The following is a 17,099-nucleotide window of genomic DNA, read 5'->3' on the forward strand; positions in this document are numbered from 1 at the left end:
CATTTCTTTATAGTGGGCACTGTCAATTAAAATATAATCAAATTCATTGCGGTGATAGCTATGGGGATTGCATACAGGAATATTGTTTATTATATGCCCTTCATAAATAGGGTTATTGTCAAAGATAATACTAATGACAATTGATTTGTTAATAATATCTTCGTGAAAACAGGAAAAAAATTTAAAATAATTTAAAGCACCAAAAAAAGCAATTTTGTATGATTTTGTCAATAGTGATCTATTCATTTAAATTCCATTTGTATAATTATTATTATGGATAGTAAGGACACTTTTCACATGCCCTGGGGCGTTGTTTTTTGAATTCCTGGCGGAAAGATTCATATTTTTCACCAAAGCAGATAGATTGAGCACTCTTTTGTCCGGCATTGCCAAAATGAATAATTTCATGGTTTGTCATGGAGCAACAGGGCGTGAAGTATCCAAGGGAATTGATCATAAGTGTTGTAAAGGGTTGATTACATTTTAAAAGGGATTCCTCTTCAAAGTTAATCTGCATGTTACTAAATTTTTTTTGAATTTTTGCCTTTAGTTTTGATACAGACATGGGGTTGAGAGAAAATTTTTCCCTTCGGTTGTTCAGGAGCTGAATATTCCATACAAGGATGTTATTTTTTTGCAGAAAATCACCAATGCGGGATATCTCCTCAAAATTATCCGGTGTAAGTACTGAAATAATATAAAGTTTATCTGCAAAGCTTTCTGATAATTTTGAGATATTTGCCATAAGTTTATTTAAATTGGTTCCTGTTCGTATGTTTTTTTTTGCATTATTGATCATTATTTGATCATAATTTATTTGACCGTAATCTGTTTGATTATAATCTATTTTTGTGTCAGGAGTTACACAGTCCAAGGATATATATAATCCTGTTAAACCCATATTGAAAAACCGGTGGTATTTTTTTAGAGGAAGTGCCTGAAGGTTTGAGACAAAACGTATATGATTAAATATTTTTGCGTCTGATGCTGTTTTTACCATTTTATCAAGATTTGGATTCAGTGTGGGTTCTCCATAACCATGGAGGAAAATATCGGGTGAACTATCTCTGAAAAGAGTTTTTTTATTAATCTTGAAATCGGAAATCAGCTTGTTAAACAGCACAATGGGCATATTGTGGTTTTTGGATTCATAATCATGGGAAGTTCGATAGCAGTATGAACAGGAAAGGTTACATTTGGAGGATGTTTCAACATATATTGTTGATATTTTAACCATTTGAAATTTCCATGAGTTTTGGTGAACTGGGAAGACAGATAATTCTTTTCTCCAATGATTCTGTAATGTGAAGATCAGATTTTTGGCAATGGCTAAACATGGGGAGTTTATGCATTGGTGTCCATGCCGGACGCATATGTATTCCGGCAGCAATGGACTTTTCTAAAATGGCATCTCGTAAAGAGAGATTTTCTTCATCGATGTTTCGCTTATATCGTTCTTTTATATTTTCCCCATCATTTTTTAAAATAATGGCGTTAAGCCAAAAATTACTCTTTGCATTGCGAGGCTCTGTAAAAAGTTTCATCCATGAAATATCCTGAAAGGCCTTATGGTAGCACTGAAACAGGTTTCGTTTCTGCTTAAGTAAAAGATCAACTCTTTCAAGTTGGGGTATGCCCAGGGCAGCATTTATTCCTGGCATACGGTAGTTAAATGCTACTTCATCATGGTCAAATTTCCATGGGTGCGGAATTTTGGCTGTGGAGGAGAGATGTCTGGCAAGTTCTGCCAAGTTTCGATTATGAGTCATCAATGCCCCGCCACCTCCGGTTGTAACAATTTTATTGCCGTTGAAACTAAGGGTCGAGATGATGCCGTAGCTTCCTGCATGTTTGTTGTTAAAATAAGAACCCAGAGCCTCGGCACTGTCTTCAACCATGGGAATGGCATATCGGTTTGTAATTTCAGAAAGTTCATCCATTTTAGGGGGGTGGCCAAATATATGTACAGGAACAATGGCAGCAATTCTTCTTCCTGTTAGTTTGTTGATGATGGGTATTTTTTTGTTCGGTTTGGCAATCTTGAGAAGATGGGCTTCAAGGATATCAGGAGAGATGCCAAGGGTTTCTTGTTCAATATCAATAAAATGTGGTATGGCTCCTGCATGGTAGACAGCGTTGGCCGTTGCCACAAAGGTTAAAGACGGCATCAAAACTTCATCGCCAGGACCAACACCAGCTAAAATTAAAGCTAAATGCAGTGCAGCAGTTCCACTGTTCATTGCCACAACATAGGGGATACCAGTTATTTCGGCAAGCACTGCTTCAAAACGATCCACATCATTGCTCAAGTAAGATACCCAGCCACTTTGGGCAGCAATAGATACAGATTCTACCTCCTTTTTTCCAATGGAAGGTTCATGAAGGGGAACAGGGCGAGTATTGTTGGAGATAACACTTTCTATGGCTTGGATCAGTTGATTGGATTTATTGTTTACAGAATTGATCATTTTAATTTTTATAAAAAACTGTCCTTAACTATTATTGTTTCTTTGTTTAAAGGTAAATTTTCAAAATATTCAACAGCTTTATTGTATGCTACTGCTCTACAATTAGAACATTTTCCATTTTGCCATTCCTTACACAACTCACTAATAACATTCTTATGACGGATATTACCCCATATATTTGAAAATCTCTTCTTATTAATATCCCCTATGGATGTTTCAATTCTGCCTATATTAGGCTGGCAAAGATATATTTTACCATCATAATTTACAAATGCTGTGCATCCTAATTTTACAGCATAGCATAAATTTTTATGCAGAGTTTCTGTAGTATCATTATTATCCTTTAAAGGATAATAGCCAAATCCCCTTGATCTAAGTTTTGGCAGGTTAGTTTTTTGGGGTTCAAAGAAGCTGTTTTCTAATATTGAGGTTAATCTGCTGATTTGGTTTTTTGAAAGTGCTATCCCTCTTTTTTCATAATCAATTGCGGGAATAAATATAATATAATCATAACCTGCTTCTAACGCAGCGTGATATATTTTGTGTGTTTCCAAATAGTTTTGTTCATTTAAAACACATCTTGCACCCACAACGGTGTTTGTTTTATCCAAAGTATTTTTTGCATAATGTTTTATCATATTGGGAAGATCAAATTGGGCTGAAAACGCTTTTGAACCTGTAATGGCATGGTGTATTGAAGGCGTTATAGAATAAATTGAAATTGCTATGTAATGCAGGCGGGAAAGAAGATTTTGATGTTTCTTTTTTAGCAAAGAACCATTTGTAATTAATGCCGTATGTATTTTTGCATCTATACATTTGGAAAGACTGTCCTCCCATCCAGGCATTGTAGTTGGTTCTCCACCACCTGAAAAATAGATTCCCTTTGGTTTTATTGATGAGCAGAAATCATTTATAAGTTGATCCGTTATTTCCTTTGGAACTTGTTTCCTGGATTTGTTTCTGCCGGCATAGGAGCAGTGGAGGCACTTGAAATTACATTTTGCTGTTAAATGGAGTTCAACTGAATATGGTGGCTGAAAATCTGCAAGATTTTTTCTTTCAAGGTAGAAAGGTAAAAATTTTGTGGGAGTGAGTAGATTTTCTAAGTTTATAGAATAGTTGCGTGTTGTATTTATCATATATAAATTAATGCTTTATTATGGTTTTACAACATATGCTGGAATTTCATGGGAGATACGCAGTTTTTTTATTTGTATGTTAATATCTTTAAAAAAAGAGTCAACCGCACAGGTACCTCCAGCAACAGCACCATAATCATCAAGCACTGCAATGCCACCTGTAACAAGGCGGGGCCAGAGTAATTCCAGGGTGCAAAGGGCAGGCTCTTCAAGGTCTGTATCAATGTGAAGAAGGGCGATTTTAAGTTCAGGGCAGCCTTTGATATATTCAGGCAGTGTGGAAAGAAGATTTCCTTTAATCAGTTCTATCCTCTCCAGCTTTTTCATTTTAAGGGAACTCTCAATAGACTCTTTTTCCATGTAGCTTCCCTTTAAAAGTATATTCCATTTTTCTACATAAGCTTTATCCTGGGGTGTGTTGCCTTCAGGAAAAGGGCCAAACATGTCAAAACCGATAATTTTTCGCGAAAAAGGGTTTTCAAGAAGGTTACGGAATGTTGCCCATTGGATAAGGCTCACTCCTTTATATACGCCACACTCCACTATGTGACCTGGAATATCTGCGATCATTTTGTAGAGTTCCCAATGTGAAAGCAGTTTTCCCATACGAGTCAAATCTGATGTAAGGTAAAAGCCGTTTTCATACTCCCATGATAACTCTGTATTAAATTGATCTATTTTCATGCGGTACTCCATCCATCGCCAGTTTTATAAAATAAACTTTTACAATTAACTACCCGTCAGGGTAATTTTCTGTTGATTTTTTTCTATCAAAATAATTTTCCAATCCATAAGGATAGGGCCGTTGGCTTGAAGTTTTCCCTGCATTTGTGTGGTGTTTTCTGCCCTGTTTCCGTACCTGCTCTCTGCTTCAATATTTTCAGGATTAAAGTCACTATCCGTTTTAATGGATATTTTTGCAATACCAGCAATTTTTTTTATTATAGCTTCAAGGTATTCTGTGGAGTAGAGGTTAAAATAGTAAAATTCTTTAGGTTCACCATTTTCGTCAAAAAGATTGTCATCAGGCTTTCCTAAAACTTCTTTAATACGAAAACATCGCTTTGCACATGGAGTACGGATTACAACAGCTCTTTTTGAGACCCGAACCATTTCCTGTAAAGGGGTCACAATGGAAGGGAGATGGAGAAGCAGGTTTGCAGATATTACAATGTCAAAACTTTCCGGTTCAAAGGGCAGAGCAAACACATCCGCAACTTTAAAATCAGCTTGCCTTTCTCTATCTTGCCAGACATTTTTTGCAAGTGCTATATACTCTTCTGTAGCATCTGCACCTGTGTAGTTAAAAGGGAGTTCTATTTCTCTATCAAGGGAGTTGAGATAGTGACCCACACCACATCCCACATCAAGGATCTGGTCGTGCGGCTGGATAATCGGTTTGATAAATTTCGCCAAAGCTTTTGAACTCTCCATTTCCGGCAGATCACCTCTTGCCCTTTTTGCAAGAATTTCTCCATATTCAATTCTTTTGTTCCAGATTCTCCAGGTATCATTGCTCATTGTATTATATTGAATTTCCTTTCAGCCTGCCATTTATCTAATCAATCTCATGTTTTAGCTGCCACTCTCCATCGCTGGTTTGTTTCCATATATGGGGGGAACGATATGAGTTCACAATTTCCCAGAATTCATCTTCCGTAAGTCTTGTGTAGTCAAGAAAATCCTTAAAATAGAGTTTGGGAAACTCTCCATCAAAACGCCGTACCAAAGCAACTCCTTCCTCACGGGTAAGATGGCCGTCACGGATCTCATGGGCAGCATCTGACGTTGCTCTGCCTATGCCGAACTTGATGTATGCCATCCAGAAATGAAATCCATCAAGTTTATCGTCAAGGCTTGCATATCTTGAGTATGTTCCTTCAGAACGGCCATCAGGGTTTGCCTCAAAACCAGTATGCTCCATGGCATAATAATAGTTTTCCTGGGGGATCCATTTTTTATAGAAACCAAAAAAGTGTGCTTCTGCATTCAGTTTTTGAAGCTCTTCTGCTGGTGGCGGAAGGTATAATGCCAGATCTTCTCTTTTGATCCCGTATTCCAGCCAACGTAAAGGACCCATATTGGAAAAATAGTGACGTTCCAGATCATCATTCAAGTTGTGGGTTGGAATTTCCTCGTTTTTTGAATCTCCGCCATATTCGACTTCACCGTTTTCACCATACATAATCAGGGGAATTTGATATTTCACCGCCATGGACGTTGCAAAATTTTTTACTCCATAGGCAAAGGGCTGGAAAGGTTCTGCTAAATGTTCAAATCCCAGTCGCGTAAGCTTTCTATGAACTTCCGGGTTTGGGGTACATAAAATATTATCAAAACCAGCCTGGATAAAATTCTGGAAATTTCTCCATCCCACGTCAGTAAAAAGTGCAGGTGCCCATGTTACAGTTAAAGGACGCATACCATATTTGTATTTTAACTGGTGGGCAACAAAGGCACTGTCTTTACCGCCACTTGCAGGCACCACGACATCATGTTTTCCATTTTTAGAGCGATGACGATCTAAAAGCTCAATAAGCTGCTTTTCCCGATCATTCCAGTCAATGGTCTTTTTTTTGCGTTCTGCAAAGCGACATGCACTGCAAATTCCTTTATCATCAAGACAGATACGGGGGCGTTGGTTGGATATGACACAGCATTTGCAGAATTTTACCTTTTCAGGAAGATTATATCTTTTTATGACATCAACAGGTTCTCTCATGGCTTATTATAATCTCTTTTTTAGTTATGACAAATTGTCACTATCTTGCGGTTACTTTTATTAAAATTAAAACATTTATTAATTAAATTTATTTATAAGGCCTTTATTTATATTTTTGTTCTCTATTTTATTTATTTGGTTTTTTTAGATGAATGATACGCCAACCGCTTCCAAATTGTGGATATTCACTGTGAATCCAATCTTTTTTATTTATGAATCCTGCATTTTTACACAATGTACCCATTTCCAAAGAGGAACGAGTAACCCCTCCAATTTTACAAAGTTCTGTATTGCCTGGTGAGGTTGGCAGGTTAGGCTCAAGGGGAAATGAGTATTGAAATGCAAAAAGCCCTCCTGGTTTTAATGCCTTAAATATTGCTGAAAGCTGTGAGGATAAAGAGATATTATCCATATGTTGAACAACCAGAAAAGAGATCGCTATATCAAAGTGGTTTTCCGGTATTTTATTAAGGGCATTGGCAAGATAGGTTCCTGCTGTGATATCTTTGACTTTATTTAAGGCTGCAGAAGATATATCCAAAGCACTAACCCTGCATCCCAAAGCAGCTAAATTTCTGGTGCAATGGCCTTTGCCCACGCCGATATTCAGTACATTGATATCGGATTTGATAAGATGCTTGATTTGAAGATAGTTCCATACATCAGGCCCCTGGTGGCCTGTAAGAAAAAAGTCCGTTTCAGGGTGTATTCCTGTATGGCAGGCATCCCACCACTCTTCAATGGTTTCAGGGCCGTTGCCTTTCATATTTTCTGTTCCTATTTAAAATTCCTATGTTAAATGTCATTTTTTTTGTTTAGTAATTAGGGTTTAATTAACTTACCCAAACTCCCCCTCTCCAGTAATGGAGAGAGGGCTGGGGGATAGGTGGGTAGTTCACATTAAAGTCCCCAGAATTTGGGGATTTTTATTCTTTCGATTGTGGTTTGCGTGAGCCATGTATGTTATAATAGAAATTTATTATGTCCTGTTTGGCTTTATCTCTTCCCATTGTTTTTGCTATAATGGAGGAGTTAATGTTTGCCGAACTATCTATCAGTTGTTTATCATTCATTGCTTTTATTAATGCTTCTGAGATTTCGTTGGGAAACATGTTACGTGCAAAGAGAATATGGTTGGAGTCAACATGGGGTAAAATGGAGGAAAGGGGTGATACGATGGGCATTGTGCCCATTGCCATGGCTTCGGCAAGAACGTTTGGCATACCGTCGGACAGTGAGGGTGCCAACATTACTCTAACTTTTCCTAATAATTTTAGAAAGTCATCTCTTTTAATTCTTTCCATAGCAGTTGTATTATGTCGAATCTTCTCTGGAAGTACCTCAAACCACATTTGTACTTCCTGTTGAGTCATTGCAGTCATGTATATATGACATGGTGATATTTTATCCCAGCATAATTTAAGGGCTTCAAAAACAGGATAGGCAATGCTTTGGGGACAGTTATAGGCTTTTGGCCATAAAATAGCTTTTTCCCTTTGGGAAGGCATAGGGGTGGATACATATTTTTTCCATATATCTGTTTCAACGCCACCTGATGCCAATATAGGTCCTGTGGCTGGGAGTTTTTCTTTTTTAAGCCCCAAAGAAAGGGCGATTTCTATATTATAATCGTTATCAGTGATATATCCGTCACATTTTTCAATAATTTGGGGAATTTTTTCACGAAATGGTTCAATATGGCGATCCATTGTTAAATCTGGCCCCCAATCCTGGATTATCCATTTTCCAATATGCTCCACATCAAAATTTTGCCTGACATGGTGTAAAAAGTATGCAGCATACCGGATTCCAATGGTTTGAATCATATGGGGACGCCACTGTTTGATGATTTTTGCAAGCCATCTTCCTGCAATATTGCTGCTGCCAAGTTTTCCAAAGGAAGATTGAAATTTTTTCAGTTTTTTACCGAAAGCATTTTTGGGATAAAGGTATTCACGGGTTCCAGGAAGAAGCCCCCGCAGTTGTGAATCGTTGGTGATGTAGGTACGTACTTTCCAATCATCTGGAGGTGTACCTGTATTCATTGAAAAAAATTTTACATTGAAATCTGTATCATCAAGTAGATCCACAAAGCTTGTGCAGTGGGAACTCTCACCCCGTCCAATAAACAAAATGCGAATGCCATTGGAGTATTTGTCAGAATAAAGAGTATTGGTCATTTATTTATTAAATACCTGATTGAGGAAGATTCGTTTTCACAGAATATTGGTCTTTTCTTTGACAATTTTTTTTATAAAACATCCAGGATTTCCCCCAACCATTGTCCATGGTTCGACATCCTTTGTAATCACACTGCCAGGTGCAATGATTGCACCTTCTCCAATCGTAACCCCTTTTAAGATAATTGCGTTAAGACCAATCCAGGATTTTGAACCTATGGTGATTTTTTTCTTTTTTACAACTGAAAAGTCCTGACTTTGTCCAATGCCCCGGCCATCTGATTCAATATAATCGTTCCGGCAAGCAATGACATCATATTGTCGTTCTTCCCAATAGATGGAATGATGATTTGAATCAACAATGTTAATGCCCCACGCCATAAGGATATCGTCTCCCAATATGATTTCCGATGCACATGAAAAGTTTACGTTTCCTATTTGGCATCTTTCCCCAATGGTTATCTTTGCATTGGGCAGGATAAAATTAAACTGGCAAAATATGTGGGATTCCGCACCGATTTCAAGATTTGTAAAATTGTTCTTTATGGGAACATTGAGATTATCAGAGGTTATGGGTGATCGGTGTTCTGGAGATTTAATTATAAAAGGTTCTGTAATATAATGAATGTTTGATGAGGGAGATATAATGCATGTTTTGTGTATGGATAAAAATTTTTTGTATTTATGCCAGTTGTTAAAATTGGGTGTCCCAAATTGTATCATAATCTATTCTTTTCCTTGTGCAGATCGAAATTCTTTTATATTCCCCATGTCTCGCCATTCACGCTCAAGGTGATAGACAGAGACAGGAAGATCTTCATTTAAACAGCGTTCAAACAGTTTGGTAATAGGAAAAAACATATTTTGATCCACAAACTTCAAAAGAGAAGAGTTGATGACATATATTCCAGTGTTGATAAAACATGAGATATCTGGTTTTTCCTCAATTGATATCAGTCGGTTTTCTTTGAAATGCAAGGTGCCATAAGGTACTGAATGGCAGTAATGCTTTGCGACAATAGTGGCATGGGCATCGTTTTTTTTATGGAAATCAACTATTTCAGCAAAATTTGCTTCTGTCAACAGGTCTCCGTTTAGTACCAGGATCGGTTCAGTTATAGTTTGGGGAAGCAGTGCTAAAGCACCGCCTGTGCCCAATTCAATATCTTCTTTTAGGTAGTGGATAGAACATCCCAAACTGGAACCGTCCCCAAGGTAGTCACAAATCATATCTGCAAGGTAATTGACAGAGACAAATATTTGCTGAAATCCAAAACCCACCAAGCGTAAAATAAGTCGTTCAATTATTGGTCTGCCAGCAACTTTTAGCAAAGGTTTAGGGATTTTTTCTGTAAGTGGACGAAGTCTTGTTCCTTTCCCTCCTGCCATAATTACCACAGCATTGGAAAGTGATTCATATCCTATAAAATCTTCTAAAAAATGTATTCCAGCCAGTTGTCGATGTTGATCTAAAACAGGTATCTGGGAAATTTTCATCGCTTTCATGAGATCAAGTACAGAATTTCTGTCAACATTTTCATCTACATAATGGAACTTTCTGGTCATTAATCTGGGTATGGGTGTATCTAATCTCAAGCCGTTTAGAAGTCCACGCCTTATATCCCCGTCCGTAACAATACCAGTCATTTGTCCGTTGGCATTCACGATACACTGGATATTTTTACCACATTCTTCAAGCCCTTTAAGTGCGTCCATTACGGTTGCATTTTCAGTCAGTATTATGGAAGCCAGGGGAAGCTGTTCAAAGGGATAACGGTAAATTAATTTTTTATCTTTATAATTCATGATATTGAAGCTTCATTTTGGGTCTTTTTTTATCGGATGGCGGATAGCTTCCAAGGTAAAGTGGACCATTTTCATTCCATGTTGAGAGGTTTTTTAGAGGTGCAGTTATTAATATGTTACCATTTTTAAAACAGGTTACCCGATCATGGAAAAGGTATTTTTCAAAAAAAGAGTCTGAAGCACCGTGAAGCACTTTTTTCCCATACAAATACATAAGGGAGAGTGTGGCATATGACCATGAAATAACCTCACACTTATCTATTAGGGGTTTGAAAAGTTCAACCGGATAACGGGTAAATTTTGATGATATTTTAATAACATTATATTTTGAGGATAATTTTTCAATAAGTACCTCATCTTCATTGGAAAAATTCATGGGATGGCTTTTGATGATGATGGTACCACCCTTTGGTGCATAGGCTTCCAGTATTTTTTGATGCATTGTTACGGCATTGTCAAAAGCAGCAAATTGTCCAGCATATATTGGTTCTGTGAGAAAAAGGGTATGGGGGGCTGGAGAGTCTGCCAGTACTTTGTGGCAATAATTATTAAGTTCACTCAAGTTCGACAAGAGATGGGAATGTATCTGTTGTACTCTCTGTTTGGGAACCACATGCAACCTTTTTTTTCAAGTATATCACCGGTCTGATCAACAGGCATGATAAGACAGGCATCGGTTGAGTCGAGGATATCAGGATTATCTGCAAAAATTTTCCCCTTTTCAATGGCTTCTTCCAATGGGCGACCCGACGCCAGTGCTATATGAAATCCTTTATTATAAATAGTGCCAAAGGCATCTCCGTAAGTGTAATGGTTTGCTTCTGGATATGCTCGCATGATTGCTTCTGCTATGGTACCAAGAATGTTGTGGGCATAGTGGAATTCACTAATCTCAAATCCTATGAGTCTTTCCATGAGTTTGCGTAAAGGGGTTTTATCGATTTTTAGATCTTTCTCTTTTAGGGAATGGGAGGTGTTATTATGGGAGGATTCATTCCTTAGTGTTGAGATCACCATTTCCATGGATGAATTGTCAATATGGATGATTTTTCCCCATCCTAAGGCATCTGTCATGGCAGTTAATGTATCAATCAGGTTTTCATGGCAGCTATGGGGTAGTATTATATTGCTGCACAAAAGCCTTATCTGACGGGGATGAAAATTACGGCCTGAAAGTTTTGCAGCTTGTGCAACAGAGCAGGCAGCAGGCAAAAACTGTCCTGGATGAAATAGATGAACAAGGCAAATAGACTCCATTATTTGCTATACTCCATTATTTTGTTTCTATCTTTCAGCCCATATGATTTGTATTTTGCAAATAGGCATTCCCATCTCTTTCCAGCAGGGATCCAATCGCCTAAGAAATGAAAAAGGTTCACTCAGAATAGTTCTGCTCTCCACTTTGCTAAATCCACATTGAAGAAACATTTCCGGCAACTCTTTTCTTGCAAATCCTCCAGGAAAGGGATCAGCAGGATCTTCAACATAGATCCCCTTTTGGGTAACTCTTTCCATCTCTTTAATTAGCTTGTCGGCAGATGGATTGTCCAAAGCCTCAAAAACTCCTGTTGCCATTGTGTAATCTACACTTTTATCCTCTTTGGGGATTTTTTCCACGGCATTATTTGCGGAGAACTTCATGTGAATATTGGAATGAGGGGATTTACAAAATCCTGTAGCATTGGCGATTCTGGAACGATTGATATCCATACCCTCTATGGTCAATGGGGATTTGGGATTAAATCCGTTTTTTTTCCATTGTTTTGCCACAAATTGTGCAACACGGTTGGTTACATCTCCATCTCCGCATCCTATATCTATAATTTGCCTGCATCCTTTGCTTGCAAATTTTTCCCAATTCAACGGCGGGATATACCATGCTTTTCTCTGTTTCAGGTAGTTCCAGCGGTTGAGGGTATGGCCAATACGAGCATTTTTGTAGTATTTTTGCAGATCAAGATTGGATTGCTGCATCTTTTTCCGACGTATTACCAATTGAAGGTATTGCCATGTATGGCTGGGTTTCAACCATCTTACCCACTCTTTATATGGCTGATAATCCTCCAATGCAGCAAAGGGATCTTTTTCCATATTCCATATTTTTAGCTTTTTGAAATCGTCTGAATTGGGATGGAAAGTCAATGTTTTATTATTCCTTTACCGTGAAAATAAGTACTGAAATAAAATTAATCCGTAAGTTTCCCCTAAAGGAATTTTATAATCGGTGTTGGCCTATATTTGGCTATGACGGTTTATTACCATTTCTTTTTTTTTGCAAGAACTTGCCAATGAAAGCCGTCTATACCGCAGTAGTGATTGGTGTACCATCCGATCTCTTCAACTATGAATGGATGACAAATATACTCCATATCCTTCTCATTAGAGATATATAAGGCATTAACTGTCTGCTTCTGGGCATTTATTTCATGGGGATGAAGATGTTCATAAATAGCAAGATGTTTTTCTTGTTTTTGCAAAACTCCATCTTCAACAAGAGAGTTACCAGGACCTATTGTGGAAAACATCAGCTTTCCTCCTGGTTTCATGATACGATACCACTCATTTATTAGGTTTTGTAATGCCATTTCGTTTGGTAAATGGTATATGACCTGAGTGCTGTTGATGTAATCAAATGAGGCATCTTCATATGGTAATCTTGAATAATCCTCTTTAAGAAGAGTTGTTTTTATACGGGACGCAAGATGATGCCATCTGCCGTTAAGTTTTTTTAGAAGAATGTTTCTGGCGTAATGTGAAACCTCCAAAGCTTCCACCTGATAACCCAATTTTGCAAAATGGATTGCTTCATTACCACACCCATGTCCATAATCCAAAAGATAACCCGGTGTACTAGCATTACCTCTGAAATACCATGCTTCACATCTAACTGTGTTTATATTAGGATATGCGTGATGATGCTGCTCATCAGACCATAGCTCATTATAAAAATCGAGATTTTGTTTATCTATTATATTCATATGATTATCAGTATGTTGCTATGTAATTGGGTTTAATTAACTTACCCAAACTCCCCCTCCCAAGTCTGTAAAATGTGGCTGGAGGCGAGGTGAATGGGCAAGTTATTAAAAATCAATTCCTATATTATTTAAAAACTATATTATTTTTTATATTTCATGAATTTTATAGGTTAAATATTTTCTTACTCTTTTGGATTTGATTTAGAAAATTTTTATATACTATTAAGCCTTTTTCCCCACTTCTTTCCGGGTGAAATTGAAAACCTGTAATATTTTCTTTTTTGACACCGGAGCAGAATATTTTATCTCCATATTGGGTAGTGCATAGTATATGTTCCGAGTATACAGGTTCTGCATGAAAAGAGTGCACAAAATACATATATGATTTATTGTTTACTGATTCTAATAAACTTTTTTGCCATGTGCCACTTTCATTTATAAAATTCCATCCTATATGGGGCACTTTCAAGGGTTGTCTTAAGAATTGTCCATTTTCTTTTGGATTATTATTCCCAATATGCCTTACACTTCCTGAAATAAGCCCCAACCCCTCTGTTATACCAAACTCTTCGCTTTGCTCCATTAAGAGCTGCATACCAAGACAGACACCAAGTATACTTACTCCCTGTTTTGCTGCATCTTTTATTGCTAAGTCCATTCCTGTTTTTTTAAGGGCTGACATGGCATTTCCAAAAGCACCTACGCCGGGAATAATTATCCCTGCTGCCTGGTTCAGGGATTCTGGAGTTTGACATAACCTTGTTTGCAAACCTACTTTTATGCAAGCTGCCTTTACGCTGAAAAGATTCCCCATTTCATAATCAATAATAGCTGCCATGGGAGCATGTTGCTTCTTTTTGAGATCGCTATCTGCTTTTTTGATGGTTTGGGGGGTGCCATTATTGATGTAAAAATTTTCACTGTCAGGTTCAGTTCTATTATTTTTTCTCAGGTCACTAAAACGGCAAGGTGTAATTTTAGCATATCCTCTTTTTTGTTTTATAAAATCATAATTTCCCTCTTGGGATTCATTGACTCCTGTTTCTTCAGGGCGATCATATTCTTCAATGCAACCGTAATGGAGCACGGAAGCAGGGGCAACAGCATCTGCCTCTCCATCTAAAAGAGCTTTGTGGATATGTTCAACACTTCCTGCACCACCTGATGCAATTACAGGAACTTTAACCGCTTGGGAGACACTTTTAATAAGCTCAATATCAAATCCAAGGCCGGTTCCATCCCTATCAATGGATATTAAAAGAATTTCCCCTGCACCACGATTTGCTGCTTCCGCTGCCCATTGAAGAACATTAATACCTCTTGGCTCTCTTCCGTTATCTGTGAATACCTGATAAGTTCCATCAGGCATTTTTTTTGCCTCTATGGAAACCACAATAGTTGATGAACCAAATTGTTTTGCAGCTTGATTTATAAGTTCAGGATCAGCGACCACGGCAGTATTAAGAGCAACTTTATCAGCCCCTGATGAAAGTGCTTGACGGATATCCTTCAATGAACGTATCCCTCCGCCAACGGTCAAAGGGATGAATATCTCTTTTGAAATGTTTTCTATCATATTGAGCAGGCTGTTTCTGCCATAAAGGGTTGCCACCACATCTTGATATATCAGCTCATCTGCACCCTGTTTATAATAATACCTTGCAAAATATTCTGCTTTTCCAAGGGCACGCAAGCCTTCAAGTTGAACACCCTTGACAAGATTAGGACCTTTGATATCCAGCCTTGGAATAATCCGTTTATTTACCATGTTCACTTGTCTGGCTCCTTGAGAATATATTCTCTTTCTTGAAAAACAAGACAAGGATCATTGCGTCCCGGATATTGAGTCGCCCTTATGCGGCGTTCAATTTCTTCTTTAGACATTTCCGGCGTTATACGGCAAAGTTTATCCAGCTCTTTTTTCAAGTAAGGCTTTCTTGCCCATGTTTCCGAAGTCTCTGAACTTTTTGATCCTTCCAAGGTTTCTGAAAGGCAAATATTTTTGGTGATAATGGGAAATATACGGTAAAAAAGGATTAGCATATGATCAAGTGTTCGATGTTGCAGTGAAAATACAGTGTCACAATTATATATAGGAAATCTAATGGTATCAATAATTTTTCCGGTATCTGGTATGGCTTCCATGTGGTGACATGTGGCTCCATATTCTGTAACACCATGATAAAGGGCAAAATTGTAGCATCCAGAACCTGGATATTCAGGCGGTGCAGGATGAAAGTTGATTGCTGTTCCCTGGGCATCCTGAACATTGTCCAAAATATGCTTTGGTATAATCCAGGGACTCAGGAAGGAAATTAGAACTTTGGTTTTTCGGCCTGGCTCCAAAGGAAAGGGAGTATCTGCTGTTCCGGAGTGAACTTCAATATCTGGATTCAGCATACGTGCAAATTGAATTGCACCATTGCACCAATGGTTTTTTTTAGTCAGTAAAATCATATTTTGGGTGAATTGTCTGTAAATCATCCGGGAGATTGAAATCGTAAAATTTCTTTTGGAATAAATTCAAAGTCGAAATAGTTGATATTATATCGAAGATATCCTTTGATGGAGAAGGGCCTTCATAGGGATTCAGCATATTTTTCGCTATTTTTTTTGCCATTGCCCTAAATTCATTTGAAACCGCTTTTTCTATGGCCTTTTCTATTGTTTTTTGCTCTGGAGAACAGGAAATTATGCTTTCTGCCCGCACCCGCCCTTTTTGTCGATTTCCAATATCCACAGTTGGTATTCCAAGGGAAGGAGCTTCAATGATGCCGCTTGATGAGTTTCCCACCACGGCTTCACAGTGATACATGGCACTGAGATAACGAACTGTTCCAAGGGAATGGACAACACAGTAGCGTTTAGGGTTTGACTGCACAAAACGATCAATTATTTCATTGATTATTCGTCCTTCACTGTCAGCATTGCTTTTTGTGAAAAGGGCACACAAACCTGAATACTCAATGGCACTACAAAGACTAGTTAAATTGGAATCGGCAGAACCGTGATTAAGTGTTACAGGATGAAATGTTACCAAAATATATGGCTGACTTAAATTAAATCCAATGTCATGGCCGAGGACTTCCTTTGACATCAGTTCCATTGTACCAATATTTTCTATGCCCAAAGCTCCTACATTGAATACAAGATCTGCCTCTTCACCCATTTGAATCACCCTTTTGCGGTGTGTTTCCGTTGTGGTGAAATGGAGCGAAGCCATCTTTGTGAGACAGTGCCGCATGGAGTCGTCAATGGCACCCAGGGTTGTTTCTCCCCCGTGTATATGGGCAATGGGAATAGAGTGAATCATTGCAGCAGCTCCCATGGAGAAGGCTTCAAAACGGTCGCCAAGGATAATCACCATATCAGGGGCAATTCGTTCCAGTGCATCGCTTAAACCTATCATGCCAAGTCCCATGGATTTGCAGGTTCCCCCAGGTTTGTCCGAAGATAGAAGAATTTCTACTTTTTCGTTAATGAAAAAACCATCTTTTTCAATCTCCTTGAAAGTAAGACCAAATTCAGGGGCAAGGTGCATTCCGCTGACAATGAGTTTAAGGTTTACTGTTTCTGAAGCCTTGAGGCGAGAAAGCAGGGGGCGAAGCAGGCCATATTCTGCCCGTGTTCCTGTGAAAACTGCGATTTTTCGATTTATTTTCTCTGTTTCCAATAACTAATTTATCCAAATCAGGTGAGTGTAGCCTTTTTTGATTATCCAGTCTGCCAAACCTCACCCCCGGCCCCCTCTCCATCTCTGGAGAGGGGGAGAATAATGCAAAAAGGGTAGACTCAAATCAGGT

At 38.2% G+C, this 17,099-nt stretch carries 18 protein-coding genes; all 18 read right to left on the bottom strand.

What is annotated here, in order from left to right:
- On the bottom strand, positions 1 to 246 hold a 246-nt coding region (locus MTBBW1_RS29285), incomplete at its 3' end, for a hypothetical protein (protein ID WP_222424186.1).
- Between the two features lie 25 nt (positions 247 to 271).
- On the bottom strand, positions 272 to 1,237 hold the full coding sequence (locus MTBBW1_RS26175) for a radical SAM/SPASM domain-containing protein (RefSeq protein WP_080809661.1): 966 nt from the start codon (positions 1,235 to 1,237) through the stop codon (positions 272 to 274).
- Entirely contained in the window at positions 1,230 to 2,468 is a 1,239-nt protein-coding gene (locus MTBBW1_RS26180; protein ID WP_080809665.1) for a LegC family aminotransferase, read from the bottom strand. The genes MTBBW1_RS26175 and MTBBW1_RS26180 overlap by 8 nt, the downstream gene beginning before the upstream one ends.
- Before the next feature lie 8 nt (positions 2,469 to 2,476).
- Positions 2,477 to 3,610 (bottom strand): radical SAM protein, encoded by a 1,134-nt coding sequence (locus MTBBW1_RS26185; RefSeq protein WP_080809668.1) that lies wholly within the window; start codon positions 3,608 to 3,610, stop codon positions 2,477 to 2,479.
- Between the two features lie 18 nt (positions 3,611 to 3,628).
- A complete protein-coding gene (locus tag MTBBW1_RS26190) occupies positions 3,629 to 4,294 on the bottom strand; it encodes a TylF/MycF/NovP-related O-methyltransferase (RefSeq protein ID WP_080809670.1) in 666 nt (221 codons plus the stop codon).
- A 45-nt stretch (positions 4,295 to 4,339) separates the two neighbouring features.
- Positions 4,340 to 5,131 carry a class I SAM-dependent methyltransferase gene (locus MTBBW1_RS26195; RefSeq protein WP_080809672.1) on the bottom strand — a complete coding sequence of 264 codons (792 nt, stop codon included), beginning with the start codon at positions 5,129 to 5,131 and terminating at the stop codon, positions 4,340 to 4,342.
- Between the two features lie 37 nt (positions 5,132 to 5,168).
- Entirely contained in the window at positions 5,169 to 6,332 is a 1,164-nt protein-coding gene (locus MTBBW1_RS26200; protein ID WP_080809675.1) for an N-acetyl sugar amidotransferase, read from the bottom strand.
- A gap of 127 nt (positions 6,333 to 6,459) precedes the next feature.
- Entirely contained in the window at positions 6,460 to 7,098 is a 639-nt protein-coding gene (locus tag MTBBW1_RS26205) for a class I SAM-dependent methyltransferase (RefSeq protein ID WP_080809678.1), read from the bottom strand.
- 160 nt (positions 7,099 to 7,258) lie between these two features.
- Positions 7,259 to 8,512 (bottom strand): glycosyltransferase, encoded by a 1,254-nt coding sequence (locus tag MTBBW1_RS26210; protein WP_080809681.1) that lies wholly within the window; start codon positions 8,510 to 8,512, stop codon positions 7,259 to 7,261.
- A 36-nt stretch (positions 8,513 to 8,548) separates the two neighbouring features.
- The gene (locus tag MTBBW1_RS26215) at positions 8,549 to 9,235 is read right to left on the bottom strand and encodes an acyltransferase (RefSeq protein ID WP_080809684.1); all 687 of its coding nucleotides are present in this window, start codon (positions 9,233 to 9,235) and stop codon (positions 8,549 to 8,551) included.
- A 3-nt stretch (positions 9,236 to 9,238) separates the two neighbouring features.
- The gene (locus tag MTBBW1_RS26220; RefSeq protein WP_080809687.1) at positions 9,239 to 10,318 is read right to left on the bottom strand and encodes a nucleotidyltransferase family protein; all 1,080 of its coding nucleotides are present in this window, start codon (positions 10,316 to 10,318) and stop codon (positions 9,239 to 9,241) included.
- Positions 10,308 to 10,889 (bottom strand): hypothetical protein, encoded by a 582-nt coding sequence (locus MTBBW1_RS26225; RefSeq protein WP_139786914.1) that lies wholly within the window; start codon positions 10,887 to 10,889, stop codon positions 10,308 to 10,310. Before MTBBW1_RS26225 ends, MTBBW1_RS26220 begins: the two co-directional genes overlap by 11 nt.
- Positions 10,877 to 11,575, bottom strand: a complete 699-nt coding sequence (locus MTBBW1_RS26230; RefSeq protein ID WP_080809694.1) for a hypothetical protein — start codon at positions 11,573 to 11,575, stop codon at positions 10,877 to 10,879. Before MTBBW1_RS26230 ends, MTBBW1_RS26225 begins: the two co-directional genes overlap by 13 nt.
- A gap of 27 nt (positions 11,576 to 11,602) precedes the next feature.
- Positions 11,603 to 12,460 (bottom strand): class I SAM-dependent methyltransferase, encoded by an 858-nt coding sequence (locus MTBBW1_RS26235; RefSeq protein WP_080809697.1) that lies wholly within the window; start codon positions 12,458 to 12,460, stop codon positions 11,603 to 11,605.
- Positions 12,461 to 12,573: 113 nt separating this feature from the next.
- On the bottom strand, positions 12,574 to 13,296 hold the full coding sequence (locus MTBBW1_RS26240) for a class I SAM-dependent methyltransferase (protein ID WP_080809701.1): 723 nt from the start codon (positions 13,294 to 13,296) through the stop codon (positions 12,574 to 12,576).
- A gap of 163 nt (positions 13,297 to 13,459) precedes the next feature.
- Positions 13,460 to 15,064, bottom strand: coding sequence for an imidazole glycerol phosphate synthase subunit HisH (gene hisH / locus MTBBW1_RS26245; RefSeq protein WP_080809703.1), 1,605 nt, complete (start codon positions 15,062 to 15,064; stop codon positions 13,460 to 13,462).
- Positions 15,065 to 15,066: 2 nt separating this feature from the next.
- On the bottom strand, positions 15,067 to 15,753 hold the full coding sequence (locus tag MTBBW1_RS26250) for a formyltransferase family protein (protein ID WP_222424187.1): 687 nt from the start codon (positions 15,751 to 15,753) through the stop codon (positions 15,067 to 15,069).
- Complete coding sequence (gene neuC, locus MTBBW1_RS26255; RefSeq protein ID WP_222424188.1) at positions 15,737 to 16,969, bottom strand: UDP-N-acetylglucosamine 2-epimerase; 1,233 nt, start codon at positions 16,967 to 16,969, stop codon at positions 15,737 to 15,739. Before neuC ends, MTBBW1_RS26250 begins: the two co-directional genes overlap by 17 nt.
- Positions 16,970 to 17,099: the final 130 nt, after the last annotated feature.

The sequence above is a fragment of the Desulfamplus magnetovallimortis genome (assembly GCF_900170035.1).
Classification (GTDB): Bacteria; Desulfobacterota; Desulfobacteria; order Desulfobacterales; family Desulfobacteraceae; genus Desulfamplus; species Desulfamplus magnetovallimortis.